General features: G+C 71.5%; 21 protein-coding genes and 3 pseudogenes. 10 read left to right on the top strand and 14 right to left on the bottom strand.

Features of this window, described 5'->3' with window-relative positions; genetic code table 11:
• Positions 1-42: 42 nt before the first annotated feature.
• From H5J33_RS02885 to H5J33_RS38250, 6 genes are all read right to left on the bottom strand, one after another.
• Positions 43-1,746: a proline--tRNA ligase gene (locus tag H5J33_RS02885; RefSeq protein ID WP_181793202.1), complete on the bottom strand. Its 1,704-nt coding sequence runs from the start codon at positions 1,744-1,746 to the stop codon at positions 43-45.
• 73 nt (positions 1,747-1,819) lie between these two features.
• Positions 1,820-2,350 (bottom strand): GNAT family N-acetyltransferase, encoded by a 531-nt coding sequence (locus tag H5J33_RS02880; RefSeq protein ID WP_181793201.1) that lies wholly within the window; start codon positions 2,348-2,350, stop codon positions 1,820-1,822.
• 20 nt (positions 2,351-2,370) lie between these two features.
• The gene (locus H5J33_RS02875; protein WP_181793200.1) at positions 2,371-3,219 is read right to left on the bottom strand and encodes a GNAT family N-acetyltransferase; all 849 of its coding nucleotides are present in this window, start codon (positions 3,217-3,219) and stop codon (positions 2,371-2,373) included.
• Positions 3,220-3,320: 101 nt separating this feature from the next.
• Positions 3,321-3,641, bottom strand: a complete 321-nt coding sequence (locus H5J33_RS02870; RefSeq protein WP_181793199.1) for a DUF6881 domain-containing protein — start codon at positions 3,639-3,641, stop codon at positions 3,321-3,323.
• Positions 3,610-3,807, bottom strand: coding sequence for an HYD1 signature containing ADP-ribosyltransferase family protein (locus tag H5J33_RS38255; protein WP_309485300.1), 198 nt, complete (start codon positions 3,805-3,807; stop codon positions 3,610-3,612). Before H5J33_RS38255 ends, H5J33_RS02870 begins: the two co-directional genes overlap by 32 nt.
• Entirely contained in the window at positions 3,725-4,240 is a 516-nt protein-coding gene (locus H5J33_RS38250) for a helix-turn-helix transcriptional regulator (RefSeq protein WP_309485299.1), read from the bottom strand. The genes H5J33_RS38255 and H5J33_RS38250 overlap by 83 nt, the downstream gene beginning before the upstream one ends.
• Here H5J33_RS38250 and H5J33_RS02855 point away from each other — a divergent pair.
• The gene (locus H5J33_RS02855) at positions 4,173-4,649 is read left to right on the top strand and encodes an ATP-binding protein (RefSeq protein ID WP_309485298.1); all 477 of its coding nucleotides are present in this window, start codon (positions 4,173-4,175) and stop codon (positions 4,647-4,649) included. The genes H5J33_RS38250 and H5J33_RS02855 overlap by 68 nt on opposite strands.
• 4 nt (positions 4,650-4,653) lie before the next feature.
• Here the strand turns inward: H5J33_RS02855 and ispG are convergent, their stop codons facing one another.
• From ispG to dxr, 3 genes are all read right to left on the bottom strand, one after another.
• A complete protein-coding gene (ispG, locus tag H5J33_RS02850; protein ID WP_181793198.1) occupies positions 4,654-5,811 on the bottom strand; it encodes a flavodoxin-dependent (E)-4-hydroxy-3-methylbut-2-enyl-diphosphate synthase in 1,158 nt (385 codons plus the stop codon).
• Positions 5,812-5,981: 170 nt separating this feature from the next.
• The gene (locus H5J33_RS02845; protein WP_181793197.1) at positions 5,982-7,286 is read right to left on the bottom strand and encodes an RIP metalloprotease; all 1,305 of its coding nucleotides are present in this window, start codon (positions 7,284-7,286) and stop codon (positions 5,982-5,984) included.
• Positions 7,283-8,551, bottom strand: a complete 1,269-nt coding sequence (gene dxr / locus H5J33_RS02840) for a 1-deoxy-D-xylulose-5-phosphate reductoisomerase (RefSeq protein ID WP_030784907.1) — start codon at positions 8,549-8,551, stop codon at positions 7,283-7,285. The genes H5J33_RS02845 and dxr overlap by 4 nt, the downstream gene beginning before the upstream one ends.
• A gap of 155 nt (positions 8,552-8,706) precedes the next feature.
• On the opposite strand from dxr, the gene H5J33_RS02835 reads away from it, so the two are divergent.
• Complete coding sequence (locus H5J33_RS02835; RefSeq protein ID WP_181793196.1) at positions 8,707-9,165, top strand: lamin tail domain-containing protein; 459 nt, start codon at positions 8,707-8,709, stop codon at positions 9,163-9,165.
• Here the strand turns inward: H5J33_RS02835 and H5J33_RS02830 are convergent.
• Positions 9,162-11,099 carry an acyl-CoA dehydrogenase family protein gene (locus H5J33_RS02830; protein WP_181793195.1) on the bottom strand — a complete coding sequence of 646 codons (1,938 nt, stop codon included), beginning with the start codon at positions 11,097-11,099 and terminating at the stop codon, positions 9,162-9,164. The two genes, H5J33_RS02835 and H5J33_RS02830, sit on opposite strands and share 4 nt — an antisense overlap.
• A 330-nt stretch (positions 11,100-11,429) precedes the next feature.
• On the opposite strand from H5J33_RS02830, the gene H5J33_RS02825 reads away from it, so the two are divergent.
• Positions 11,430-12,443, top strand: a complete 1,014-nt coding sequence (locus H5J33_RS02825) for a LacI family DNA-binding transcriptional regulator (protein ID WP_181793194.1) — start codon at positions 11,430-11,432, stop codon at positions 12,441-12,443.
• A 24-nt stretch (positions 12,444-12,467) separates the two neighbouring features.
• Here H5J33_RS02825 and H5J33_RS02820 read toward each other — a convergent pair whose 3' ends face one another.
• Together H5J33_RS02820 and H5J33_RS02815 are read right to left on the bottom strand one after the other, a co-directional pair.
• On the bottom strand, positions 12,468-13,181 hold the full coding sequence (locus tag H5J33_RS02820) for a GH12 family glycosyl hydrolase domain-containing protein (protein WP_181793193.1): 714 nt from the start codon (positions 13,179-13,181) through the stop codon (positions 12,468-12,470).
• Positions 13,182-13,216: 35 nt separating this feature from the next.
• Positions 13,217-14,824, bottom strand: coding sequence for a glycosyl hydrolase family 95 catalytic domain-containing protein (locus H5J33_RS02815; protein ID WP_309485297.1), 1,608 nt, complete (start codon positions 14,822-14,824; stop codon positions 13,217-13,219).
• Between H5J33_RS02815 and H5J33_RS02810 the strand changes: the two are divergent.
• Positions 14,796-15,452 (top strand): annotated as a pseudogene (locus H5J33_RS02810) (PLP-dependent aminotransferase family protein); the annotation flags it as partial. The gene H5J33_RS02815 and the pseudogene H5J33_RS02810 overlap by 29 nt on opposite strands.
• Positions 15,453-15,596: 144 nt before the next feature.
• Here the strand turns inward: H5J33_RS02810 and H5J33_RS02805 are convergent.
• Positions 15,597-16,040, bottom strand: coding sequence for a MarR family winged helix-turn-helix transcriptional regulator (locus tag H5J33_RS02805; protein ID WP_181793192.1), 444 nt, complete (start codon positions 16,038-16,040; stop codon positions 15,597-15,599).
• Positions 16,041-16,274: 234 nt separating this feature from the next.
• Between H5J33_RS02805 and H5J33_RS02800 the strand changes: the two genes are divergently transcribed.
• The 3 genes from H5J33_RS02800 to H5J33_RS02790 all read left to right on the top strand — a co-directional run bounded on the left by H5J33_RS02800 (position 16,275) and on the right by H5J33_RS02790 (position 19,590).
• Positions 16,275-17,009, top strand: coding sequence for an acetoacetate decarboxylase (locus H5J33_RS02800; RefSeq protein ID WP_181793191.1), 735 nt, complete (start codon positions 16,275-16,277; stop codon positions 17,007-17,009).
• 65 nt (positions 17,010-17,074) lie between these two features.
• Positions 17,075-18,028 (top strand): 3-hydroxyacyl-CoA dehydrogenase NAD-binding domain-containing protein, encoded by a 954-nt coding sequence (locus H5J33_RS02795; RefSeq protein WP_181793190.1) that lies wholly within the window; start codon positions 17,075-17,077, stop codon positions 18,026-18,028.
• Between the two features lie 29 nt (positions 18,029-18,057).
• Complete coding sequence (locus H5J33_RS02790; RefSeq protein WP_181793189.1) at positions 18,058-19,590, top strand: CoA transferase; 1,533 nt, start codon at positions 18,058-18,060, stop codon at positions 19,588-19,590.
• A 354-nt stretch (positions 19,591-19,944) separates the two neighbouring features.
• Here the strand turns inward: H5J33_RS02790 and H5J33_RS02785 are convergent.
• Positions 19,945-20,340, bottom strand: a pseudogene (locus tag H5J33_RS02785) (glycosyltransferase); the annotation flags it as partial.
• A gap of 204 nt (positions 20,341-20,544) precedes the next feature.
• Between H5J33_RS02785 and H5J33_RS02780 the strand changes: the two are divergent.
• The 3 genes and pseudogenes from H5J33_RS02780 to H5J33_RS02770 all read left to right on the top strand — a co-directional run.
• Entirely contained in the window at positions 20,545-21,336 is a 792-nt protein-coding gene (locus tag H5J33_RS02780; protein ID WP_181793188.1) for a class I SAM-dependent methyltransferase, read from the top strand.
• Positions 21,337-21,531: 195 nt separating this feature from the next.
• Positions 21,532-22,638 (top strand): C40 family peptidase, encoded by a 1,107-nt coding sequence (locus H5J33_RS02775; protein ID WP_181793187.1) that lies wholly within the window; start codon positions 21,532-21,534, stop codon positions 22,636-22,638.
• 239 nt (positions 22,639-22,877) lie between these two features.
• Positions 22,878-23,207: pseudogene (locus H5J33_RS02770) on the top strand (response regulator transcription factor); the annotation flags it as partial.

The raw sequence follows: 23,207 nt of genomic DNA, 5'->3' as shown, positions 1-23,207 counted from the left end.
CGCCCCCGGGGAAGTCCCCGGGGGCGTCGTCGGTGGGCCGGGTCAGGCGGTCAGGCGGGCGATCGCTTCCTCGACCGTGAGTTCCTCGCGCTCGCCGGTCTTGCGGTCCTTCAGTTCCAGCACGCCCTCGGCGGCGCGGCGGCCGGCGACCAGGATCTGGGGGACGCCGATCAGCTCGGAGTCGGTGAACTTCACGCCCGGGGAGACACCGGCCCGGTCGTCCACCAGGACGCGGACGCCCGCGTCGGCGAGCTTCCCGGCGACGTCCAGCGCCAGCTCGGTCTGGAGCGCCTTGCCGGCGGCGACCACGTGCACGTCGGCCGGGGCGACCTCCTTGGGCCACACCAGGCCCTTGTCGTCGGCGGTCTGCTCGGCGAGCGCGGCGACGGCGCGGGAGACGCCGATGCCGTAGGAGCCCATGGTGACGCGGACCGGCTTGCCGTTCTGGCCGAGGACGTCCAGCTTGAGGGCGTCGGCGTACTTGCGGCCGAGCTGGAAGATGTGGCCGATCTCGATGGCGCGGTCCAGCTTCAGGCCGGTGCCGCACTTCGGGCAGGGGTCGCCCTCCTGGACCACGACGACGTCCACGTACTCGTCGGCCTCGAAGTCACGGCCGGCGACGACGTTCTTCGCGTGCGTGTGCTCCTTGTTGGCGCCGGTGATCCAGGCGGTGCCGGGGGCCACGCGCGGGTCGGCGATGTACTTGACCTTCTCGCCCAGGCCCTGCGGGCCGACGTAGCCGCGGACCAGCTCGGGGTGGGCGGCGAAGTCGGCCTCGGTGACCATCTCGACGGCGGCCGGGGCGAAGTGCGCCTCGACCTTGTCCAGGTCCACCTCGCGGTCGCCGGGCACGCCCACGGCGACGATCTCGCCGTCCACCTTGACCAGCAGGTTCTTCAGCGTCGCGGAGGCGGGGACGCCAAGCGAGGCGGCCAGCGTCTCGATGGTCGGGGTGTCGGGGGTGGGGATCTCCTCCAGCGCGGGCACGGCGGAGCCGTCCACCGGCGTGAGCTGGTAGGTGATCGCCTCGGTGTTGGCGGCGAAGTCGCAGTTCGGGCAGTCCGCGAAGGTGTCCTCGCCGGCCTCGGCCGGGGCCAGGAACTCCTCGGACTTGGAGCCGCCCATGGCGCCGGCGGTGGCCGCGCAGATGCGGTAGTCGAGGCCGAGGCGGGCGAAGACGCGCTGGTAGGCCTCGCGGTGCAGGGCGTAGGAGGTGCCGAGGCCCTCGTCGTCCAGGTCGAAGGAGTACGAGTCCTTCATCAGGAACTCGCGGCCGCGCAGGATGCCGGCGCGGGGGCGGGCCTCGTCGCGGAACTTGGTCTGGATCTGGTACAGGATCACCGGCAGGTCCTTGTAGGACGTGCACTGGTCCTTGACCAGGAGGGTGAAGATCTCCTCGTGGGTGGGGCCGAGGAGGTAGTCGCCGCCCTTGCGGTCCTTGAGCCGGAACAGCTCCTGGCCGTACTCGTCCCAGCGGCCGGTCGCCTCGTAGGGCTCGCGGGGCAGCAGGGCGGGCAGGGAGACCTCCTGGGCGCCGATGGCGTCCATCTCCTCGCGGACGATGCGTTCGACGTTGGCGAGGACCTTCTTGCCGAGGGGCAGCCAGCTCCAGATGCCGGCCGCCGTGCGGCGGACGTAGCCGGCGCGGACGAGGAGCTTGTGGCTGATGACCTCGGCGTCCGCCGGGTCGTCGCGCAGCGTCTTCGCCATCAACTGGGACATGCGCTGGACCGGTGCCTTGGCCATGGTTCTCGTACTCCTGCCGGGTAAAGGTGGTGGCATGGAGGTTATCCGGGCGGCCCGCGCCGGTGGAAATCGGTTAACGCCTGCGCAGCGGCAGCGGGGCGCCCATCACGGCGTAGGGGCGGGCCGCGCTCGGGAAGTGCACCCGGCGGGCGAGGTCGGTGTAGCCGAGGGAGTGGTACAGGCCCCGGGCGGGGCTGTCGGTGTCGATCGCGGAGAGGATCGAGCGGGGTTCGTCGGCGGTGTCGGTGATGGTGGTGATCAGTTTCCGGCCGATGCCCAGGTTCTGGTGGTCGGGGTGGACGTGCAGTTCGGTGATGACGAAGGAGCCGTCCAGCCAGAAGTCGTTGCCGTTCGCGCGCAGGTAGGGCTCCACGACGGTGGACCACCAGTGGGTGCGGCTGTTGGGCATGCCGTACACGAAGCCGACGAGCCGGCCGCCGGCGGTCGCGCCGTAGGCCCGGGCGCCCTGGTACTGCATGTGGCGCTGGACGATCTGCCGGCGTACGGCGACCTCTTCCGGGCCCAGGCCGAAGGCGACGGCTTGGACAGCCAACGCCTCGTCCACGTGGGCGGTGAGGTCCAGGGGGCCGATCACTGGGTCCATGCGGGGAGCGTACAGGGGGGTCAGAAGAGCACACTCATGAAGGCCCCGACCTCTTCGAACCCCACACGCCGGTACGTCCTTCTCGCCGCGGTGTTGAAGTCGTTGACGTAGAGGCTCGCCACGGGGGCGAAGTCGGCGAGGGCGTAGCGCAGCACGGCGGCCATGCCGGGGGCGGCCAGGCCCTTGCCGCGGTACTCGGGGGCCACCCACACGCCCTGGATCTGGCAGGCCTGGGGGGTGGCGGCGCCGATCTCCGCCTTGAACACGACCCGGCCCCGCTCGTCCACGCGTGCGAAGGAGCGGCCGGAGCCGACGAGTTCGGCGACGCGGGCCTGGTAGAGCAGGCCGCCGTCGCCGGACAGCGGGGAGACGCCGACCTCCTCGGTGAACATCGCCACGCACGCCGGCATGATCGTCTCCATCTCGTCCTTGCGGACGCGGCGGACGCAGGGGTCCGGGGCGATGTCGTCGGGCATGCGGTCGGTGACCATCAGCGGCTGGTGGGCGCGGACGTCGCGGGCGGGGCCCCAGTGCGGCTCCAGCAGCCGCCACAGCTCGGCGGTGGCGTCGGCGGGGCCGACGATGGAGGAGCAGCGGCGGCCGGCCCGGCGGGCGCGGTCGGCGAAGGCGCGCACGGCGCGCGGGGTGGCGCAGACCGGGACGAGGTTGGCGCCCGCGTAGCAGAGGGACGTGAGCATGCCGTCCTCGTACCAACCCCACATCTCGCCGCCGAGCCGCCAGGGGTCCAGCCCCGCGACCCGGACCCTGGACGTCACGAAGGCGTTGGCGACCGGCTCACGGTCGAGCACGGCGAGCGCCGCGTCCAGGTCGTCCGGTTCCAGGACCCGGGTGGTGGTCTGGGTCAACACTTCGGGGCCTCACGGTGGGGTTCTGCTGGTCCCGGCACTGTACCTCGTGCGCTTGTGCGGCGCCCCGGAGCGGGGTGCCCTTTCTGCACGGAAGCCTCCCCTCAGGTCTCCGGGATCTCGCTTCCTGAGGGATTCCGGGTTCCGGTCGACCAGGAAGCGTCCCGCCACGCTCGTTCGAACTCTTCCAGGGTGATCAAAGAGGCAGTGAACTCAGGCTGACCTGCCACATCCTCGATGGCACCTACCGGAATCTCACTCAGTCCGATCTCGGCGGATTCATGGAATTCGTCGGCTTTCAGGATTCGCCCGTCCCGGTAATGCTGGACTTTGCGCACCTCGTAGCCGTCGTGGCCGATTTCGCTGTAGATCCGTGTCGGTTCCGACCGGAAATCATGCAGCCAGTCGACCTTCCAACACTCCATGATCCTGGCTCTTTCCGTGACTGGCGATGCGACCTGTCAGGTCGAGCGGCCCCTGGTTGGGTATCACATAGACGTCGGGGCGCTCAACCGATCGCATGACCTCCAGCCCGCGAACGTCGATCTCCAGGAAGTGGCTGAACTTGTGGCCTGCCCACGGGACCCGCACGAACGCGTACGAGAGCCGGCCTGGCGTCTTCGTCCCCGGCTGTATGTCGGAGAGGTACGCCCGTCTGCAACAGGCCGGGGACCGCCTGCACGGCGAAGAAGTACAGTGTGACCGCCTTCTTCTCCAACGCCGCCGCGTTCTGGAAGAACGCTGGATACCGCGCGCTCTCCATCTCCTCGACAAAGTCGGTCAGCGCCCCCTTCGCGTCCAAGACCTCGTCCGCCTGCATGATGAACTTCGCGTTCGGGATGCGCCGGCCCTGTTCGAAGGACGCGATGGTCGCCACCGAGTAGCCCGTGACGCGGCCGAGTTCGGCGCGTGCTACGCCCGCCTGTGTCCGTAGCCGCTTCAACAGGCGGCCGAAGATGAGGGGGACGACCGAATCCGGCTGGGGTTCGTCGTCCAGTTCCTGCACTTCCGCTTCCTCGCTCATGTACACCCCATTGCTCCGGCGCCAACGCCGGTCACGGCGCGCCCGGCGGCTCGTCTCGCAGCGGCTGGACGAGTGGGGGCATCCGTACGACGGTCCCGCCAATGAGACCGTGACGCTGATCGCAGCCGAGCTGGCGTCGAACGCGGTGCGGCACGGGCACGTAGCCGGGCGGGACTTTCCGCTCCGGCTCACCGCCTCCGACGACGCCCTGCGGCTGGAGGTGTCGGACACGCGGAGCGAGCGGCTGCCGGAGGTGCGGGAGCCGTCCGGGGAGTCCGGGCGTGGGCTGCTGCTCGTCGGGGCGCTCGCCGACAAGTGGGGGTCGCGCCGAGGCAGCCGGGCAAGACCGTCTGGGCCGAGGTATGGCCGAGTCCCGCCACCCAGCGGTGACGGGACTCACAGAACGTAGAGGGTCAGCCCGCGACGGACACCGACGGCTCGCCGGAGGCCACGCCGTCCTTCTCCATCTGCTCGGCCAGCTTCATGGCCTCCTCGATGAGGGTCTCCACGATCTTGGACTCGGGGACGGTCTTGATGACCTCGCCCTTGACGAAGATCTGGCCCTTGCCGTTGCCGGAGGCCACGCCGAGGTCGGCCTCGCGGGCCTCGCCGGGGCCGTTGACGACGCAGCCCATGACGGCGACGCGGAGCGGGACCTCCATGCCGGTCAGACCGGCGGTGACCTCTTCGGCGAGCTTGTAGACGTCGACCTGGGCCCGGCCGCAGGACGGGCAGGAGACGATCTCCAGGCCGCGCTGGCGCAGGTTCAGGGACTCCAGGATCTGGATGCCGACCTTGATCTCCTCCACGGGCGGGGCCGAGAGGGAGACGCGGATGGTGTCGCCGATGCCCTGGCTGAGCAGCGCGCCGAAGGCGACCGCCGACTTGATCGTGCCCTGGAAGGCGGGGCCGGCCTCGGTGACGCCGAGGTGCAGCGGGTAGTCGCACTGCTCGGCGAGCTGGCGGTAGGCCTCGATCATGACGACCGGGTCGTTGTGCTTGACGGAGATCTTGATGTCCCGGAAGTCGTGCTCCTCGAAGAGGGACGCCTCCCACAGGGCGGACTCGACCAGCGCCTCGGGGGTCGCCTTGCCGTACTTCTGGAGCAGGCGCCGGTCCAGGGAGCCGGCGTTGACGCCGATCCGGATCGGGGTGCCGTGGTCCTTGGCGGCCCTGGCGATCTCCTTGACCTTGTCGTCGAACTGCTTGATGTTGCCGGGGTTGACGCGGACCGCGGCGCAGCCGGCCTCGATGGCGGCGAAGACGTACTTGGGCTGGAAGTGGATGTCGGCGATGACCGGGATCTGCGACTTCTTCGCGATGGTCGCCAGGGCGTCCGCGTCGTCCTGCGTGGGGCACGCCACACGCACGATCTGGCAGCCGGAGGCGGTCAGCTCGGCGATCTGCTGGAGGGTGGCGCCGATGTCGGACGTACGGGTCGTGGTCATCGACTGGACCGAGACCGGCGCGTCCCCGCCGACCGCCACGCTTCCGACCTGGATCTGCCGGCTCTTCCGGCGCTCGGCGAGCTTGGTCGGAACGGACGGCATGCCGAGAGAAATCGCAGTCATCTGCTGTGCAACCCCAAGTCGTGGTTCAGGATCCGGGTCCCGTGAACGGCGGGCTCCAGGGTCCGAGATTACGGCACCGGGGCGCGCGCCACACATCACACCCGTGAATCCGGCGTGCGCCCGCGCGGCCCGGAACCACGGGGGTTCCGGGCCGCGTGAACACCGGGTGGCTAGGAGATCTTCACCGGGTTGACGACATCCGCGATGAGCACCAGGACGGTGAAGCAGACGAAGATCCCGGCCACCACGTACGCCACCGGCATCAGCTTGGCGACGTCGAACGGGCCCGGGTCCGGGCGGCGCAGCACCCTGGCCAGGTTGCGCCGCAGGGCCTCCCACAGGGCGCCCGCGATGTGCCCGCCGTCCAGCGGGAGCAGCGGGAGCATGTTGAACAGGAACAGGGAGAGGTTGAACATCCCGAGCATCATCACGAACATCGCCACCTGCTGGGAGGCGGGGATGTCCAGGGTGGCGATGTCGCCGGTGATGCGGGCGGCGCCGACGATGCCGACCGGGGAGTCGGGTTCGCGCGGGCCGTCGCCGAAGGCGGCGTTCCACAGGGCGGGGATCTTGCCGGGCAGGGCGGCGAGGGAGTCGACGGCGTCGCCGACCCGGTTGGTCATCCAGGACACCGAGTCGTCGAAGTCCATCTTGACCACGCCGGTGGCGGCGCCGAAGCCGAGGAAGCCGGCCTCGACGTACTTGCCCTGGACGTATCCGCCGTTGGAGTCCTTCTTGGCGACCAGGTTGGTGGCGATCCTGGCGTGCAGGGTGAGCCGCTTGCCGTCGCGCTCCACGACGATGGGCACGTCCTTGCCGGCGCTGTCCCGGATGAGGTCCGAGAGGGTGTCCCAGTCCTTGGTGGGCCTGCCGTCGAAGGAGACGATCTTGTCGCGGGCGCGGATGCCGGCGGCCTGGGCCGGGGAGGGCTTGTCGGTCTTCTTGCAGGTGTCACGGTTCTCGCTCTGGGCGATGACGCAGGGCGAGACGGAGGCGACGGTGGTGGTCTGCTGCTGGACGCCGAAGCCCATGAGCACGGAGAAGAACAGGCCGATCGCGAGGACCAGGTTCATGAAGGGTCCGGCGAACATGACGATGACCCGTTTCCACGGTTTGCGCGTGTAGAACATGCGCGTCTCGTCGCCGGGCTGGAGCTCCTCGAAGGCCGCCGACCGGGCGTCCTCGATCATGCCGCGCCACGGGGAGGTGGAGCGGGCGGCGACCCGGCCCTGGTCGTCGGGCGGGAACATGCCGATCATGCGGATGTAGCCGCCGGCCGGGATGGCCTTGATGCCGTACTCGGTCTCGCCCTTCTTGCGCGACCAGATGGTGGGGCCGAAGCCGACCATGTACTGGGGCACGCGGATGCCGAAGAGCTTGGCCGTGGACAGGTGTCCGAGCTCGTGCCAGGCGATGGAGACGAGCAGGCCGATCACGAAGACCACTATGCCGAGGATGAACATCAAGGTCGTCATGCACGCGCCTCCGCGGTCGCCGTCGTGGCTGTGAGTTCGCGGGCCCGGGCGCGGGCCCAGGTCTCCGCTTCGAGGACGTCCGACACGGTGAGCGAGGTTCCCGTGGCCGGGGTGCCGTGCTCCTCGACCACCCGGGTGACGGTCTCCATGATCCCGTTGAAGGGCAGCGCGCCGTCCAGGAAGGCCGCGACGCACTCCTCGTTGGCCGCATTGAACACCGCCGGGGCCGTGCCCGCGAGCCGCCCCACGTGCCGGGCGAGGTTCACGGAGGGGAAGGCCTCGTTGTCGAGCGGGAAGAACTCCCAGGTGGAGGCCTTGCTCCAGTCGAAGGCGGGCGCGGCGTCGGGGACGCGTTCGGGCCAGCCGAGACCGATGGCGATGGGTCCGCGCATGTCGGGGGGCGTCGCCTGGGCGATCGTGGACCCGTCGGTGAACTCGACCATCGAGTGGACGTACGACTGGGGGTGCACGACGACCTCGATGCGGTCGAAGGGGATGTCGTACAGCAGGTGTGCCTCGATGACCTCCAGCCCCTTGTTGACCAGCGTCGCGGAGTTCACCGTGATCACCGGGCCCATCGCCCAGGTGGGGTGGGCGAGGGCGTCCTGGACGGTGACGCCGGCCAGCTCGGCCTTGGTCCGGCCGCGGAAGGGGCCACCGGAGGCGGTGACGACGAGCTTGCGCACATCGGCGCGGGTGCCGGCGGCGAGGGCCTGGAAGAGGGCCGCGTGCTCGGAGTCGACCGGGATGATCTGGCCGGGCTTGGCGAGCGCGGTGACCAGCGGGCCGCCGACGATCAGCGACTCCTTGTTGGCGAGCGCGAGGGTGCGGCCCGCCTCCAGGGCGGCCAGGGTCGGGGCGAGGCCGATGGAGCCGGTGATGCCGTTCAGGACGGTGTGGCAGTCGGAGGCGGCGACCTGGGTGGCCGCGTCGGGCCCGGCGAGGATCTCGGGCAGCGGCTCGGTGCCGTACGCGGCGGCGAGCGCCTCGCGCAGCGCGGGTACGACGTCCTCGCGGGCGACCGCCACGGTCCGCACCCGCAGCCGGTGCGCCTGCTCGGCGAGGAGGGCCACCCGGCCGCCGTTCGCGGACAGGGCGGTGACCCGGAAGCGGTCGGGGTTGCGCAGCACGAGGTCGATGGCCTGGGTGCCGATGGATCCGGTGGAGCCGAGGATCACCACGTCCTTGGGTCCGTCGGCGGCGACGGGGTCGTAGACGAGGTGCGGATCGGCGAGGGGTGCCGGATGGGCGGGACTGTCGGTCATCCTCCCATTGTTGCGGCAAGCGGTGGCGGCCCGGACAGTGCGTCCCCCGGGTGGGTGCGGTGGCCGGAATTCTTCATGTGAAACCGGCATGAAGATCTTGTGATAAACACTTCGTTCCGCATGATTCACGGACGACATCCTGGGGGGATATCTCCATGCGCTCTGTGCGCCTCCGCGCCGCCCTGCCCGCGCTCGCGGGTGCGGCGCTGCTCACCGGCACCCTGCTCAGCACCCCGGCCCAGGCGGCCGGCGGGGTGAAGATCCACCACGTGTGGTTCGACAGCCCCGGCAAGGACGACCGCTCCAACAAGAGCCTGAACGGCGAGTGGGTCCAGCTGAAGAACACCGGTGGGCAGGCCGTCTCGCTCAAGGGGTGGGTGCTGAAGGACGCCTCCGACCACAAGTACGTCTTCGCGGATGTCAGGATCGGTGCCGGGAAGTACCTCAAGATCCACACCGGCAGCGGCAAGAACACCGCCTCCGACAGGTACCAGGGCCGCCGCGCCTACGTCTGGAACAACGACAAGGACACGGCCACCCTGACCAAGGCCAACGGCAGCAAGGTCTCCTCCTGCTCCTGGACGACGCGGGACCCGAGCGACAAGTACTGCTAACTCCCGTACGGGCGGCGGGCGTTCTCGCGCGTCGAGGGTCCGGGGGTCGCGTCGGCGATCCACGGACCCTCGCCCGACGGGTCGAGGACGCCCTCCTCCAGCCAGGTGTGGGAGCCGGCCAGCACCGCCTTGACCACCCTCCGGTCCAGGTCGTCGGTGTTGGTCCACAGGCGGGTGAACAGTTCCTCGACGCGGATGCGGGCCTGGTGGCAGAAGGCGTCGGCCAGCTGGTAGGCCTCGCGGCCGTGGCGGCCCTCGGCGCGCAGCCGCTCGGCGCGGACGCAGGCCGCGCTCATCGCGAACAGTTCGGCGCCGATGTCCACGACCCGGCCGAGGAAGCCCTGCCTGGTCTCCATCCGGCCCTGCCAGCGGGACATGGCGTAGAAGGTGCAGCGGGCGAGTCTGCGGGCGGTGCGCTCGACGTAGCGCAGATGCCCGGAGAGGTCGGTGCCGTGCCGGAACCCGCCGTACGACGTGGGGAGCTGGCCGGGGCCCGCGAGGAGTCTCGGCAGCCACTTGGCGTAGAAGACGCCCGCGTTCGCGCCCGCCCTCGCCTTGTCGGCCAGGGACTTGCCGGGGTCGATCAGATCGCCGGCGACCGAGAGGTGGGCGTCCACGGCCTCCCGGGCGATCAGCAGGTGCATGATCTCCGTCGAGCCCTCGAAGATGCGGTTGATGCGCAGGTCGCGCAGGATCTGCTCGGCCGGGACCGGGCGTTCGCCGCGCGCCCGCAGGGACTCGGCCGTCTCGTAGCCGCGTCCGCCGCGGATCTGGACCAGTTCGTCGGCCATCTTCCAGGCCATCTCGGAGCCGTAGAGCTTGGCGAGGGCGGCCTCGATGCGGATGTCGTGGCGGTCCTCGTCGGCCATCTGCGAGGACAGGTCGAGCACGGCCTCCAGGGCGAAGGTCGTCGCCGCGATGAACGCGATCTTCGAGCCGACGGCCTCGTGCAGCGCGACCGGCTTGCCCCACTGCTCGCGCTCCGCCGCCCACTCGCGGGCGATCTTCAGACACCACTTCCCGGCGCCCGCGCACATCGCGGGCAGCGACAGCCGGCCGGTGTTCAGCGTGGTCAGGGCGATCTTCAAGCCGGCGCCCTCGGGGCCGATCCGGTTCGCCGCCGGGACCCTGACCCGGTGGAAGCGGGTGACACCGTTCTCGATGCCGCGCAGGCCCATGAAGGCGTTGCGGTTCTCCACGGTGATGCCCTCGGAGGCGGCCTCGACGACGAACGCGGTGATGCCGCCCGGGTGCCCCTCGGACTCCGGTACCCGCGCCATGACCACGAGCAGATCGGCGACCACCCCGTTGGTGGTCCACAGCTTCACCCCGTCCAGGACGTACTCCTCGCCCTCGGGCACGGCCGTGGTGGCCAGCCGGGCCGGGTCGGAGCCCACGTCCGGCTCGGTGAGCAGGAACGCGGAGATGTCGGTGCGGGCGCAGCGGGGCAGGAAGGCGTCCTTCTGCTCCTGGGTGCCGAACAGCTTCAGCGGCTGCGGCACACCGATCGACTGGTGGGCGGAGAGCAGCGCGCCGACGGCGGGGCTGACGGAGCCGACCAGGGCGAGGGCCTTGTTGTAGTAGAGCTGGGTGAGGCCGAGGCCGCCGTACCGGGGGTCGATCTTCATGCCGAGGGCGCCCAGTTCCTTCAGGCCCGCCACCACCGCGTCGGGGATGCGGGCCTCGCGCTCGATGCGGGCGGGGTCGATCTCCGTCTCGCAGAAGGCGCGCAGCTTCGCGAGGAACTCCTCGCCGCGCCGGACGGACTCCTCGTCGGGCAGCGGGTGCGGGTGGATGAGGTCCAGCCGGAAGCGCCCGAGGAACAGCTCCCTGGCGAAGCTCGGCTTGTGCCAGTCCCGCTCTCGCGCGGCCTCCGCCACCCGGCGGGCCTCGCGCTCGGTGACGGTGGTGCGTGGGGTGGTGGTGGCGGACATCGAGGCTCACCTCGCCGCGGAGAAGGACGACCGGGACCGATCGGCACCGACCGGTGCTACTGGATCGTTGGTACCCGAAACGGGCGGGGGTCACCACCCGGGCGGAGCCGACCGGGTCTAGCGTGGAGGCCCTCGGCGGCCGGCGCCCGGCGCGGAGATCGCCGGGACGCCGACGGAGCGGGTTCACGACGCGGGCGGGAAAGCGCTGTCGAAGCGCTTCGACAGCCTATGGACACCCCGCCTTCCTTGGCGTTAAGGTCGATTACCCCCTTCACCCACCCTGTCGGCAATGCGCAGTGTCGAAGCGCTTCACAAAGCTTGGAGAGCTGGATGGTCACCCTCGCCGAGGTCGCCCAGCACGCCGGAGTCTCGGCGAGCACGGTGAGCTATGTCCTCAGCGGCAAGCGGTCCATCTCCGCCGGCACCCGGCAGCGGGTCGAGCAGAGCATCCGGGAACTGGGCTACCACCCGAACGCGGGCGCCCGCGCCCTGGCCGGCAAACGGTCGAACATCATCGCGCTGATGATCCCGCTGCGCACCGACCTGTACGTGCCGGTGATGATGGAGATCGCCATCGCCGTGGCCACCACCGCCCGCACCCACGGCTACGACGTGCTGCTGCTCACCGGCGAGGAGGGCCCCGACGCGGTGCGCCGGGTCACCGGCAGCGGACTGGCCGACGCGATGATCCTGATGGACGTCGAGCTGGAGGACGAGCGGCTGCCGCTGCTGCGGGGCACCGACCAGCCCTCCGTGCTGATCGGGCTGCCCGCCGACACCGGCGGACTGACCTGCGTGGACCTGGACTGGACCGCCACCGGCGCGCTGTGCGTGGACCACCTGGCCGGGCTCGGGCACCGCGACGTCGCCGTCATCGGCGAGGCCCCGGCGGTCTACGAACGGCACACCGGCTTCGCCGAGCGCACCCTGGACGGGCTGCGCTCCGCGGCCCGCCGGACCGGCGTGCGGCTGCTGCACCGGCCGTGCGAGGGCGGGTACGACGCGATGGCCCTCACCCTGGCCCGGGTCTTCGACGAGCGCCCGGCGACGACCGGGTTCGTGGTGCAGAACGAGTCGGCGGTGGAGCCGCTGCTCGCGCTGCTGCGCCAGCAGGGCCGGGCGGTGCCCGAGGACGTGTCCGTGGTCGCGATCTGCCCGGACCAGGTCGCCGTGCAGGCCTCGGTTCGGCTGACCTCGGTCGCCATCCCCGCCCAGGAGATGGGCCGGCGGGCCGTGGAGCGTCTGGTGGCCAAGCTGGACGGGCACGGCGGCGACGAGGTCGTGCTGCTCACGCCCGAGCTGACCGGGCGGGCGAGTTCGGGACCGGCACCGGCCGCGTCCTGACGGCGCGGCGCCGGTCCCGGCCGGTCAGCCGCCGCTGACGGTCAGGTTGTTGGTGGTGAAGTCCAGGCCGCCGGACGAGGACGTGATCTCGTAGCCGAACTGGACGTCACCGATGGTCTCGTCGCCGAACCAGTGCTTGGTGTCCTTGATCCACTTCAGGATCGGCAGGATGTTCACCGTGCCGGAGGTGGAGTTGGCGGTGCGGACGAAGGAGAAGACCTCGTTGGCGCCGTTGTTGCCCTTGTAGACGGTCCAGCTGTGCCCGCCCAGGGTGACGTTGCCCTGCGAGGTGCCGAGCGGTCCGACGGGTCCGGTCTTGTTGACCCAGAGCATGATCTCGTAGTCGTAGTCCGTGTCCCAGATGTCGTACGACGTGTTGTACGCGCCGGATGACGGGACGGTGACGTTGTAGGTGCTGGTGAGCGAGGTCAGGGAGGTGACCGGCTTGTTGATGACCTTCTTGGCGTCGGGGTAGGACTTGATGCCGCCGGTGTTGGGGTGGTCGGCGTGCACGCCCCAGTTGGTGCCGGAGTTGGCCCAGACGCACTGGCTGCCGGCGCCGGAGCCCCAGATGTTGTTGTAGAGGGTGTAGCCGTTCAGGGTGGTGTTGCCCCACTGGTCGCAGGTGCTCCAGACGGCGGCGGAGGCCGGTGCCGAGGCCAGGCCGACGGTGGCGCCGAGGGCGAGTGCGGGGGCGATCAGGGCCTTGGCGACCCTGCTGACGGTGCTCGTTACCATGGCGTCCCTTCCATGGGTGGGGGTGGTGGGGAGTGTCACCGCGCCCTCAGGGTGAGGACGCGGTCTTCCCCGGCGACCAGTTCGAGGGATTCGGTGCCGGAGGAAGTGCGCAGTTCGACGCGGCGGGTGCGGCCGGGCCGTACGACCGCCCGGGCGCCGTCCGGGCGCCAGGCGAGGTCCACCTCGGCGCCGAACCGGGTGCGGATCCCGCGCAGTTCGCCGCGCGGGCAGGCGTCCGGGACGGCGGGGAGCAGGACCAGGCGGTCCGGGGTGGACTGGATGAGCGTCTCGACGAGCACGCCGGGGAGGGTGTGCGCGGCGTCCGCGTTGTAGACGTCGCGGTGGGGGTAGTGGGCGCTCATCAGGGAGGCGTGGAAGAAGTCGCCGTCGAGGATCCGGCGCAGGGCACGCCCGGCCCGGTCCCCGTCGCCGAGCCGGGCGGCGATCAGGGCGTGGTGCAGATGGCCGTGGGCGGAGTCGTTCTCGGTGCCGCGCAGCCGGAGCGCCCGGTGGGCGGCGGCGGCCAGGCGCGGGGTGTCGTACGGGGTGATCTCCTCCAGGGGCCAGACGCCGTAGAGGTGGCTGAGGTGGCGGTGGTCGTGGTTCTCGTGCAGGCCGGGCCAGGCCCATTCGGCCAACGCCCCGTCGGAGTTGATCCGGTGCGGGGGCAGTCGCCTGGCCAACGCCCGCCACCTCCCGGCGTGTTCGGGGTGGTAGCGGGCGGCGGTGAGCAGGGTGTGCCGGGCGGCGGAGAGGTCCATGGCCGCGTTGAGCGCTCCCCAGCTGCCGTTCGCGGGGCGGTTCTCCGGGGAGTAGGACGGCACGACGACGAGGTGGCCGTCGGCGTCGGTGCGGGTGAGGAAGTCCTCGTAGAAGAGGGCGGCCTCGGCGAGGGCGGCGGCGGTGCGCGGGTCGTGCTCGCCGCGGATCTCGTCGTGGTCGACCAGCGGTTTGAGCAGCCAGTCGGCGCCGGCGGTCCACAGGTGCAGCGGGTACTCGCGGCTGAAGTGGTACGTCAGCCCGGACTCGCCGTCGCTGTGCGAGGGCGCGACCGCGCCCCGGGTGCCGAAGATCGCGCGGGCGTTGGCCCGCCAGTGCGGCAGCTGCCGGGTGACGAAGGCGGCCAGTGCCTCGGTGACCTCGGGCAGTGCGGCGGCGGGCGCGGCGGCGGTCTGGAGGTTGAGGTTGGCGTTGGTGGTGAACGCCCCGGACCAGGCGGTGTCCCAGTCGCCGGTCCACAGTCCGGTGAGCCGGGGCGGGTGGTGGCCGCTGCTGGAGAGCAGGTGGTAGCGGCCGGCCGCGAACAGCCGCTCCAGCAGGGCCGGGCTGTGCGGGCGCCCGAGCAGCTCGGAGCCGGGCAGGGCGCGCTCGGCGGGGTCGGCGCCGAGGTCGAGGGTGACCCGCAGATAGGCGGGGCGGTGGTGGTCGAGATGGCGGGCGAGCAGGCTGTCGTAGGGGTGTTCGGTGCCGTCGAGCAGATCCTGGAGGTGCCGGGAGGCGGCGATGACGTCCGCCTCGCCGGTGTGCCGGAGCACCCGGGTGAGCAGCAGCGCCGAGCGGCAGCCGGTGACGCGGACGCCCGGCGGGGTGAGTTCCGTCCGGCCGCCGGTGACGGCGACGAGGTTCCCCACCGGTGTGGTCACCAGCGGTGAACGCCGCCGCGAGCTGCTGGAGTGGGCCCGGGCGGGCGGGCTGATCCTGGAGGACGACTACGACGCCGAGCACCGCTACGACCGGCCCCCGGTTCCCGCGCTGCGCGCCCTGCTCGCCGACCGGGTCTGCTACATGGGCAGCGTCTCGAAGCTGCTCGCGCCGGCGCTCAGGATCGGCTGGCTGGTGGCACCGGCCCGGTACCGCTCCGCCCTGGTAGACGCCAAGCGCTTCAACGACCTGGGCAACGCGGTGCTGCCGCAGCTGGTGCTCGCCCGGCTGATGGAGTCCGGGGAACTGGAGCGGCACCTCAGGCTGGTGCGCGGACGCCACCGCGGACGGCGGGACGCGATGATCACCGCCCTGGCCGGGCGGTTGCCGGACGCGGTCGTGCACGGCGCGGCGGCGGGCCTGCACCTGACGGTCACGTACGCCGGGGACGTACCGGACACCGAGTTCGCGGCGGCGGCACTGGCGCACGGTGTGAAGTGCCACCCGCTGTCCTGGCACCGCCAGTCCCCGGGGCCGCCCGGTCTGGTCCTCGGCTACGCGGCCGGCTCGCCCGGTGTCATCGCCGACGGCGTGGCACGGCTCGGCAGGGCCCTGCGTTCACTGGGCTGACCGGCCCGTACGCACCGGGTGCCCGGGGGGTTCCCGGCCGGATGACGTCCGCGTGTCCTGTGCCCTCGGCGGCAACGCCACTGGAGGGCCCCTCGTCAGGTTCCTCGGCAACGCCCGTCAGGCGTCCCTCGTCAGGTGACCCCGTCACGCGTCCTCGGCGACGGCGGACGCGCCGGTGTTGTAGCGGGCCAGCAGGGTGCGCAGGGCCCTGACCTCGTCCGGGGACCAGCCGGCGGTGCGGGCGTCGACCTCGCGGTACATTCGGGCGTCGGCGCGGGCGAGGAGTTCCCGGCCCCGGTCGCTGGGGCGCAGCAGCTGGACGCGCCGGTTGCCGGGGGCGGCCTCGCGTACCAGCAGGCCGGCCCGTTCCAGGGCGGTGACCTGGCGGCTGATCGTGGACTTGTTCAGCCCGTAGAGCCCGACCAGGTCCCCGGCCCGGGCCCCGTCGCGTTCGGACAGTTCGGACAGCAGTGCATACTCGACGAAACTCAGGTCGGGGTGGAGCCGTTCGGCGTTGGCCCGGAAGCGCCGGGAGAGGGTCACCAGCTCCCGCACGAGCTCCGGGACCTCCGTGTCGCCGTCGGTCACGTGTGTCCGTCCTTCCCGTGGGTCCGGTACGCATGATCACACGAGCCCGTCGAAGTTGCCTTTTGCAACACTCTCGCTCCTGGCGTTACAGTGACTTCAGTTGCCATTTACAACTCACCGAACGTGCGGCCCCGTCCGAACCTTCCCAGGGGTGGCGGGACGAGATGTTTGCCGCACTGTGGCCCCTTATGCTCCGGATAGTCCGGAGCGGGCCAGGAGAGGCAGGCGAGAGTCATGCGAGCCGAGGACGTCGTCCGTGCACCGTCGACACCGCTGGATGCCCCGGCCTTCCCGGCCGGCCCGTACCGGTTCACCGACCGCGAGTACCTGAACATCACCTACCGGACGGACCCCGAGGCCCTGCGCCGGGTGGTACCGGAGCCGCTGCGGGTGGCCGAGCCGCTGGTCCGCTTCGAGGTGATGCGGATGCCCGACGTCACCGGACTGGGCGACTACACCGAGGCCGGTCAGCTCGCCGTCGTCGAGTACGAGGGCGAGGCGGGCGAGTACAGCATCTCGATGCACGTGGACAACTTCCCCGCCATCGCCAGTGGCCGGGAGACCGGCGCCTTCCCGAAGAAGGCCGGCCGCCCCCGGCTGTACGTCGACCAGGACACCCTGGTCGGCACCCTCGACCACGGCACGCTGCCCGTGGCCCGCGCCACGATGGGCTACAAACACCGGCCGCTGAACACCGAGCAGGCCCGCGAGGAGCTGACCCGGCCGACGTTCATGCTCAAGAAGCTGCCGCACTACGACGGTTCGCCGCGCATCTGCGAACTCGTCCGGACGCAGATCGCCGACATCGTGGTCAAGGGCGCCTGGAGCGGTCCCGCGCGGCTCCAGCTCTTCGCCCACGCGCTGGCCCCGCTCGCGGACCTGCCGGTCCTGGAGGTCGTCTCCGCCGCCCACGTCCTGACCGACCTGACCCTGGGCCGTGCCCGGGTCGTCCACGACTACCTCGCCTGACCGCTCCCGCAGGCCAAAGGAGACACCGGCCCGGGGCAAAAGAAACCGAGAGGAGAAGGGCGCGCATGTCAGAGCACGACGGCATCGCCGGAATCCGCACCGCCACCGTTGTCGGGGGAGGGGTGATCGGCGCCTCCTGGGCGGCGTTGTTCCTGGCCCGGGGGCTGTCCGTCACGGTCAGCGACCCCCAGCCGGGTATCGAGGAGGCCGTGCGCGGGCACATCACGCAGGCCGCGCCCGCGCTCGGCGCGCTGGGGCTGGACACCTCGGACCTCACCGCACGGCTCGCCTTCGTACCGGACCTGGCGGACGCGGTCCGCGCGGCGGACCTGGTGCAGGAGAACGGCCCGGAGCGGCTGGAGGTCAAGCACGAGATGTGGCGCGTCATCGAGGAGAACGCCCCCGCCGGCGCACTGTTCGCCACCTCCACCTCCGGCATCCCCGCCACCGAGATCGCCACCGTCCTGAAGGACCCGGGGCGGCTGGTCGTAGGGCACCCGTTCAACCCGCCGCACCTGGTGCCGCTGGTGGAGGTCGTGCCCGGCGAGCGGACCTCGCCCGAGACCACCGAACGCGCCCGCGCCTTCTACCAGGCCCTGGGCAAGCGTCCGCAGGTGCTGCGCAAGGAGGTGCCGGGGTTCGTCGCGAACCGGCTCCAGTCGGCGATCTTCCGGGAGTGCGTGCACCTGGTGAACGAGGGCGTGGTCACCATGCAGGAGCTGGACGACATCGTGACCTCCTCCCTCGGGCAGCGCTGGGCGGTCGCCGGCCCCTTCCGCTCGTTCCACCTCGGCGGCGGCGAGGGCGGACTGCCCCACTTCATGAACCACCTCGGGGCCGGCATGGAGCGCCGCTGGGCCGACATGGCCGAGGAGCAGGTCGCGTTCGACGAGCGCACCCGGCGGCTGCTGACCGAACAGGTGAAGGACTTCGGCGGCTCTGTCGCCGACCTCGCCGCCGAACGCGACCGCCGGCAGATCGCCGTCATGCGCGCCCTCGGCGAGGGCTACGACGGCTGACCCGACCCACACCCGCACAGAGGCTGCACATGAGTTCCGAAGAAATCACCGCGCGCATCCGCAAGGCCCTCGCCCACCCCCTCACCCACGAGGACGACGGCTTCGACATCCACGAGGCCCTGCGCGAGGTGCTGGCCCCGGCCGGTCTGCGCCCCGAGGACAGCGGCGGAAAGATCACGTTCATCGGCAGCGACCCGGTCGTGCCGAGCATCATGCGCCTGGGCGCCGTTCCCGCCCTCGGCATGACCGCCAAGTCGGTCGCGCTGGCCGCGCTGTGGCGCCGGCGGGGCGGCGAGGGCCAGGACATCACCATGGACCTGCGCAAGGCCCCGCACCGGCTGTGCCCCTTCTACGACAAGAAGTGGGAACTGCTCAACGGCTATCCCGGCGGCACCCCCTCGGACCCGGTCAACCCGCTCGGATTCGACTTCTACCAGACCCGCGACGGGCGCTGGGTGATGCCGCTCAACCCCTACCCGAAGATCAAGAACGCCGTCTACAAGCTGCTGCGCACCTGGCCCGAGAAGCAGGCCGTCGCCGACGCCATCGCCCAGTGGGACGCCGCCGACCTGGAACGGGCCGGTGACGAGATCGGCGTGGTCATGCCGATGCTGCGTACCACGGAGGAGTTCCTGCGGGAACCGGCGTACGAGTACATCGCCCGGGAACCGCTCATCAAAATCGAGAAGATCGGCGACAGCGAGCCCGAACCCCTGGGCGCCGGCGCCGACCAGCCGCTGTCCGGTGTACGCGCCCTCGGCATGGGCCACATCATCGCCGGTGCCGGCGTCGGCCGGGACCTGGCCCAGCATGGCGCCGACGTGCTGAACATCTGGCGGCCCAACGAACTCGAGCACGACTCGACGTACAACAGCGCCAACGTCGGGGTCCGTTCAGCCACCATCGATCCCTACGGCGCCGACGGCCGGGCGAGGATCCGTCACCTGCTGCGCGACGCCGACGTGTTCTACGCCAACCGCCGCCCCGGCTACCTGGAGAAGATCGGCCTGAGCGCGGAGGAGGCCGCGGCCGTGCGCCCGGGCATCATCCACTGCAGCTTCTCCCTCGCCGGCGAGTCCGGCCCGTGGGCCCACCGGGTGGGCTTCGACCAGACCGCCGGCGCGCTCGGCGGCATCATGCTGATGGAGGGCGCGGACGGTGTCACGGCCGGACCGACCAGCACCCCGGGCCTGCCGTACATCAGCGTCGTCAACGACTACGTCCTGTCCTGGCTGGCCACCACCGGCGCGCTCGCCGCGCTGATGCGGCGCGCCGAAGAGGGCGGCAGCTACCGCGTCACCCTCAACCTCACGCGGATCGCCACCTGGATCCTCAGCCTCGGCGTCTTCGACCGGGCCTACGCCCAGGAGACCGCTCTCGCCCCGGACCCGGGCTCCCCGCACGCCTACCTCGACCCGGACACCTTCACCGCCGACACCCCGTGCGGCCGCTACCAGGGCGTCACCGACCAGGTGATCATGTCCAGGACCCCGGAACGCTTCCGCACCGTCCTCGTACCGCGCGGCAGCAGCGCCCCGGTCTGGCTGCCCAGGCCCAGCTGACCGATCGGCCGGGCCGCCGGACCGTACGCTGTGCCGATGTCCCCGGCCGTCGGCGGACCGCCCACGTGTCCTCGTCGCCGAAGGCGCGTCCAGACTCACCACGCGCACGGCCGCCCGCTGCCGACGATCTCGACCGGCGGCCCCGCCAGTCGGCCTCGCTCCGTCGCGCGGACGCCGTGCCGCTCCCGGACGAGTTTTCCTCGCTCTCGCGCGCACGCGGTGCGCCGACCCGAACGCCCTCTGAGCCAGGGCCTGGTGTGAACGTCCTGGTCCGGGGGGCGGAGCGGCCCCTCGCGTGGGTCACGGATAGCCTTCCGGTATGGAAAGCGTCCTGGTGAGCGCGTGTCTGCGCGGATGGACGAGGTCGTAGTGGCCGGGGCGGTGACCGGCCCACGCCTGCATCACCCCGTGGGTGAAGGCGCACAGCTGGGCCGGGAGGTCCTCCTTGGCCAGGCCCTCGTAGGGGCCCGCGTCGACGTGCCGGACCAGGACGCCGGGGGCGAGCTCCACGGCGGGGGGCAGGCCGCCGGTCGTGGCCCGGGTGAAGATCTCGACCTCGATGTCGATCTCGGCGAGCCGCTGGGCCAGCTCCACGATGTAGACGTTCATGCCGCCCGCGTCGCCGGTGCCGGGCTGGTGGAGCGGGGAGGTGTGCACGGAGAGCATGGCGACCCGCCGGGGCCTGCGGTACAGCCGGAGCCGGGAGGCCGACGGGGAGCGTCGCCCGAGCCTGCTGACGTACTGGCTCACGTGGCGGACCTCCTTGGTGCGGGCATGCCGTAGGAGGGCCCACCGGCGCCCTCCCCAGACCTCCAACAGCGGGCGGGTGCCCTGCCATTTCCGGATCAAGCGGCTTTACTCAATCATTACCCAAAGTCGGGCAACTGTTCGATGCGAAGCCGGTCCCACCCTCGGGGCCGGGCCGTGGCCGCGAGGGCCTTTACCCTCGTACCCATGAAAACCCCCGCGGCTCCCCGACCGGTGGGCACGGTGACGCGCGGGACCACCAACCCCAACCGGCTGCGCCGCATGGACCGCTGGATCGCGGCCACGCACGGCGCCGCGCTGCGCCGGGCGAGCGACCCCGTGGCCGTCGACCTGGGCTACGGCGCCGCGCCCTGGACGGCCGTCGAGCTGCTGACCCGGCTGCGCGCGCCGCCGCGACCCGGACGGGTTCGATCTCGACGCCGACCACGCGGGTGCGGGGCGGCGCGGCCGTACGAGCGCGAGGGCCTGATCTTCCGGCACGGCGGCTTCGAGGTGCCGGTGCCCGGGCGGCCGGTGCTGATCCGGGCCGCGAACGTGCTGCGCCAGTACGACGAGGCCGAGGTCGCCCCGGTGTGGCGGCAGCTGTGCGCGCGGCTCGCCCCGGACGGGCTGCTGGTGGAGGGCACCTGCGACGAGATCGGCCGCCGGCACGTGTGGGTGGCGCTCGGCCCCGAGGGCCCCCGCACGGTCACCTTCGCCACCCGGCTCGGCTCCCTGGAGCGCCCCTCCGACCTCGCCGAGCGGCTGCCGAAGGCACTGATCCACCGCAACGTCCCGGGCGAGCCGGTGCACGCCTTCCTGCGCGACTTCGACCGCGCCTGGGCCGCCGCCGCGCCCTACGCCTCCTACGGCGCCCGCCAGCGCTGGATGCGCGCGGTGCGGGACCTGACCGCCGACTGGCCGGTGACGGACACCCCGGCCCGCTGGCGGCAGGGTGAAGTCACCCTGTCCTGGGCCGCGTTGGCACCGGTGGGCTGACAGCGGGCCGACCCGGACACGCGCGGGGAACGCTTCTCGCGTCCCGTTCGTCACACCGGCGAGGTGATCACCGTATCCGGCGGCCCGCCGGGGACACCCGGTGCCCGACGGCCCCTGTCGCTTTGCGCGCGACCGTGGCACGATCCCTCAGACGACCGTAAGTTACTGACGGTAAATCAGTTTGGGGGAAAAGGTATGGGTTCGGGCAAGCGCGGCCTTCTCACGGCCGCCCTGACCGTGGTCTGCGCGGTGACCGTCCTCGCGGCGCCCGGCACGGCGTTCGCCGCCCCCGCGCCCATACCCGCGCCCACACCGGCACCGACTCCCCTGCCGGACAAGGACCTCGAAGAGGTCCGCGCCAAGCTCGACAAGCTCTACCACGACGCCTCCGCGGCCACCGACGCCTACAACGCGGCCGAGGAGAAGGCGAAGAAGCAGTCCGCCGAGATCGCGGAGCTGGAGCGGAAGATCGACCAGGGGCAGCAGCGGCTGGACGGGCTGAAGGACCGGGCGGGCGCGGCGGCCCGGGACCAGTACCGCACGGGCGGCCTGTCCTCCACCGCCCAGTTCCTGCTCACCGACGACCCGAGCCGCTTCCTCGACGGCGCCGGCCGGGTGCTCCAGGGCCAGCGGGCGGCGACCGGGCTGATGGCCGAGTTGGCCCGCACCCAGAAGGAGTTGCGGGTCTACGCCGACGACGCCTCCGCGCAGTGGGAGCGGCTGGAGGGCAACCGCAAGGCCAAGGCCGCCGCCAAGAAGAAGATCGAGCAGCAGATCGACGCGGCGGAGAAGCTCCAGTCCCGGCTGGAGAAGAAGGAGAAGGAGCGCCTCGCCGAGCTGGAACGGGAGGCCGCGCGGAAGGCGCAGACCGCCTGGCTGGACACCGGCGTCCTCGAGCACGCCCACGACCAGGCCTCCGCGCCGGGCGAGAAGGCCGTGGAGTACGCCACCGCGCAGCTCGGCAAGCCGTACGTGTGGGGCGCCGAGGGCCCGGACTCCTTCGACTGCTCCGGCCTGACCTCCCAGGCGTGGGCCGCGGCCGGGCACCCCGTCCCGCGCACCTCGCAGGAGCAGTGGCGGCAGCTGCCGCACGTGGACGTCGAGGACATGCGCCCCGGCGACCTCGTCATCTACTTCCACGACGCCAGCCACGTCGCGCTGTACATCGGCGACGGCACGATCATCCACGCCCCGCGCCCCGGCCGCACGGTGACGAAGGCCGGCGCCGGATCCATGCCGATCCTCGGCGTCGTACGGCCGGACGCCGTGACGGGCACCGCACACCCCGCCCCGTCCCGGTGACCCGCGTCACGTGACCCACCGCACGGCCAACTCCCCCCGGACGTGAGCTTCGTCATCCCCGGCGGCCCGACACCCTGTCCAACTGCGGTACGGAACGGGGCATATGACGACGGCGGGCGAGGGAGCGACCCGGCTCACACCATTCCGCCGGGGCGGTCCCAGCCGCTATGGTCACCGGTCGGTGGGTCGAGACCCTCGATGCCGCCGTGCCCTCGGGGGGAGGGAAGGAACCCAAGACGATGCCCGTACCCGTACCGCGGCAGAGAGCGATCCCGGCCGTGGAGAGTGGTCAGGCGCAGGCCCCGCAGGCCGTCGGCGGCCCCCTCAAGGAAGAGGCGCACCGCGACGCCACGCCCGCGCACGGCACCGGCGCCACTCTCACCCTGCTGCTGATCGAGGACGATCCGGCCGGCTCGCCGATCGTGCCCGACCTGCTGGACTCGGCCGGCAAGCCGATCCGCGTGCGCACCGCCCGCAACCTCACCGAGGCCGAGCGGCTGCTCACCGACGACGTCCACTGCATCCTGCTGGACCTGGCGCTCCCGGCGCCGGGCGGCGGCGACACCGAC

It is taken from the genome of Streptomyces sp. WELS2, from assembly GCF_013870595.1.
In the GTDB taxonomy this organism is placed as follows: Bacteria; Actinomycetota; Actinomycetes; order Streptomycetales; family Streptomycetaceae; genus Streptomyces.
This window is presented reverse-complemented; position numbering and strand designations above follow the sequence as displayed.

What these genes read in the sequence shown, in the direction of transcription:
- H5J33_RS02870 (WP_181793199.1), bottom strand. Translation starts at nt 3,641, where the DNA reads ATGGAGTGTTGGAAGGTCGACTGGCTGCATGATTTCCGGTCGGAACCG.
- ispG (WP_181793198.1), bottom strand. Translation starts at nt 5,811, where the DNA reads ATGACTGCGATTTCTCTCGGCATGCCGTCCGTTCCGACCAAGCTCGCC.
- H5J33_RS02835 (WP_181793196.1), top strand. Translation starts at nt 8,707, where the DNA reads ATGCGCTCTGTGCGCCTCCGCGCCGCCCTGCCCGCGCTCGCGGGTGCG.
- H5J33_RS02820 (WP_181793193.1), bottom strand. Translation starts at nt 13,181, where the DNA reads ATGGTAACGAGCACCGTCAGCAGGGTCGCCAAGGCCCTGATCGCCCCC.
- dxr (WP_030784907.1), bottom strand. Translation starts at nt 8,551, where the DNA reads ATGACCGACAGTCCCGCCCATCCGGCACCCCTCGCCGATCCGCACCTC.
- H5J33_RS02845 (WP_181793197.1), bottom strand. Translation starts at nt 7,286, where the DNA reads ATGACGACCTTGATGTTCATCCTCGGCATAGTGGTCTTCGTGATCGGC.
- H5J33_RS02790 (WP_181793189.1), top strand. Translation starts at nt 18,058, where the DNA reads ATGAGTTCCGAAGAAATCACCGCGCGCATCCGCAAGGCCCTCGCCCAC.
- H5J33_RS02885 (WP_181793202.1), bottom strand. Translation starts at nt 1,746, where the DNA reads ATGGCCAAGGCACCGGTCCAGCGCATGTCCCAGTTGATGGCGAAGACG.
- H5J33_RS02830 (WP_181793195.1), bottom strand. Translation starts at nt 11,099, where the DNA reads ATGTCCGCCACCACCACCCCACGCACCACCGTCACCGAGCGCGAGGCC.
- H5J33_RS02880 (WP_181793201.1), bottom strand. Translation starts at nt 2,350, where the DNA reads ATGGACCCAGTGATCGGCCCCCTGGACCTCACCGCCCACGTGGACGAG.
- H5J33_RS02780 (WP_181793188.1), top strand. Translation starts at nt 20,545, where the DNA reads ATGAAAACCCCCGCGGCTCCCCGACCGGTGGGCACGGTGACGCGCGGG.
- H5J33_RS02795 (WP_181793190.1), top strand. Translation starts at nt 17,075, where the DNA reads ATGTCAGAGCACGACGGCATCGCCGGAATCCGCACCGCCACCGTTGTC.
- H5J33_RS02775 (WP_181793187.1), top strand. Translation starts at nt 21,532, where the DNA reads ATGGGTTCGGGCAAGCGCGGCCTTCTCACGGCCGCCCTGACCGTGGTC.
- H5J33_RS02855 (WP_309485298.1), top strand. Translation starts at nt 4,173, where the DNA reads ATGAGGGGGACGACCGAATCCGGCTGGGGTTCGTCGTCCAGTTCCTGC.
- H5J33_RS02800 (WP_181793191.1), top strand. Translation starts at nt 16,275, where the DNA reads ATGCGAGCCGAGGACGTCGTCCGTGCACCGTCGACACCGCTGGATGCC.
- H5J33_RS02825 (WP_181793194.1), top strand. Translation starts at nt 11,430, where the DNA reads ATGGTCACCCTCGCCGAGGTCGCCCAGCACGCCGGAGTCTCGGCGAGC.
- H5J33_RS38250 (WP_309485299.1), bottom strand. Translation starts at nt 4,240, where the DNA reads ATGAGCGAGGAAGCGGAAGTGCAGGAACTGGACGACGAACCCCAGCCG.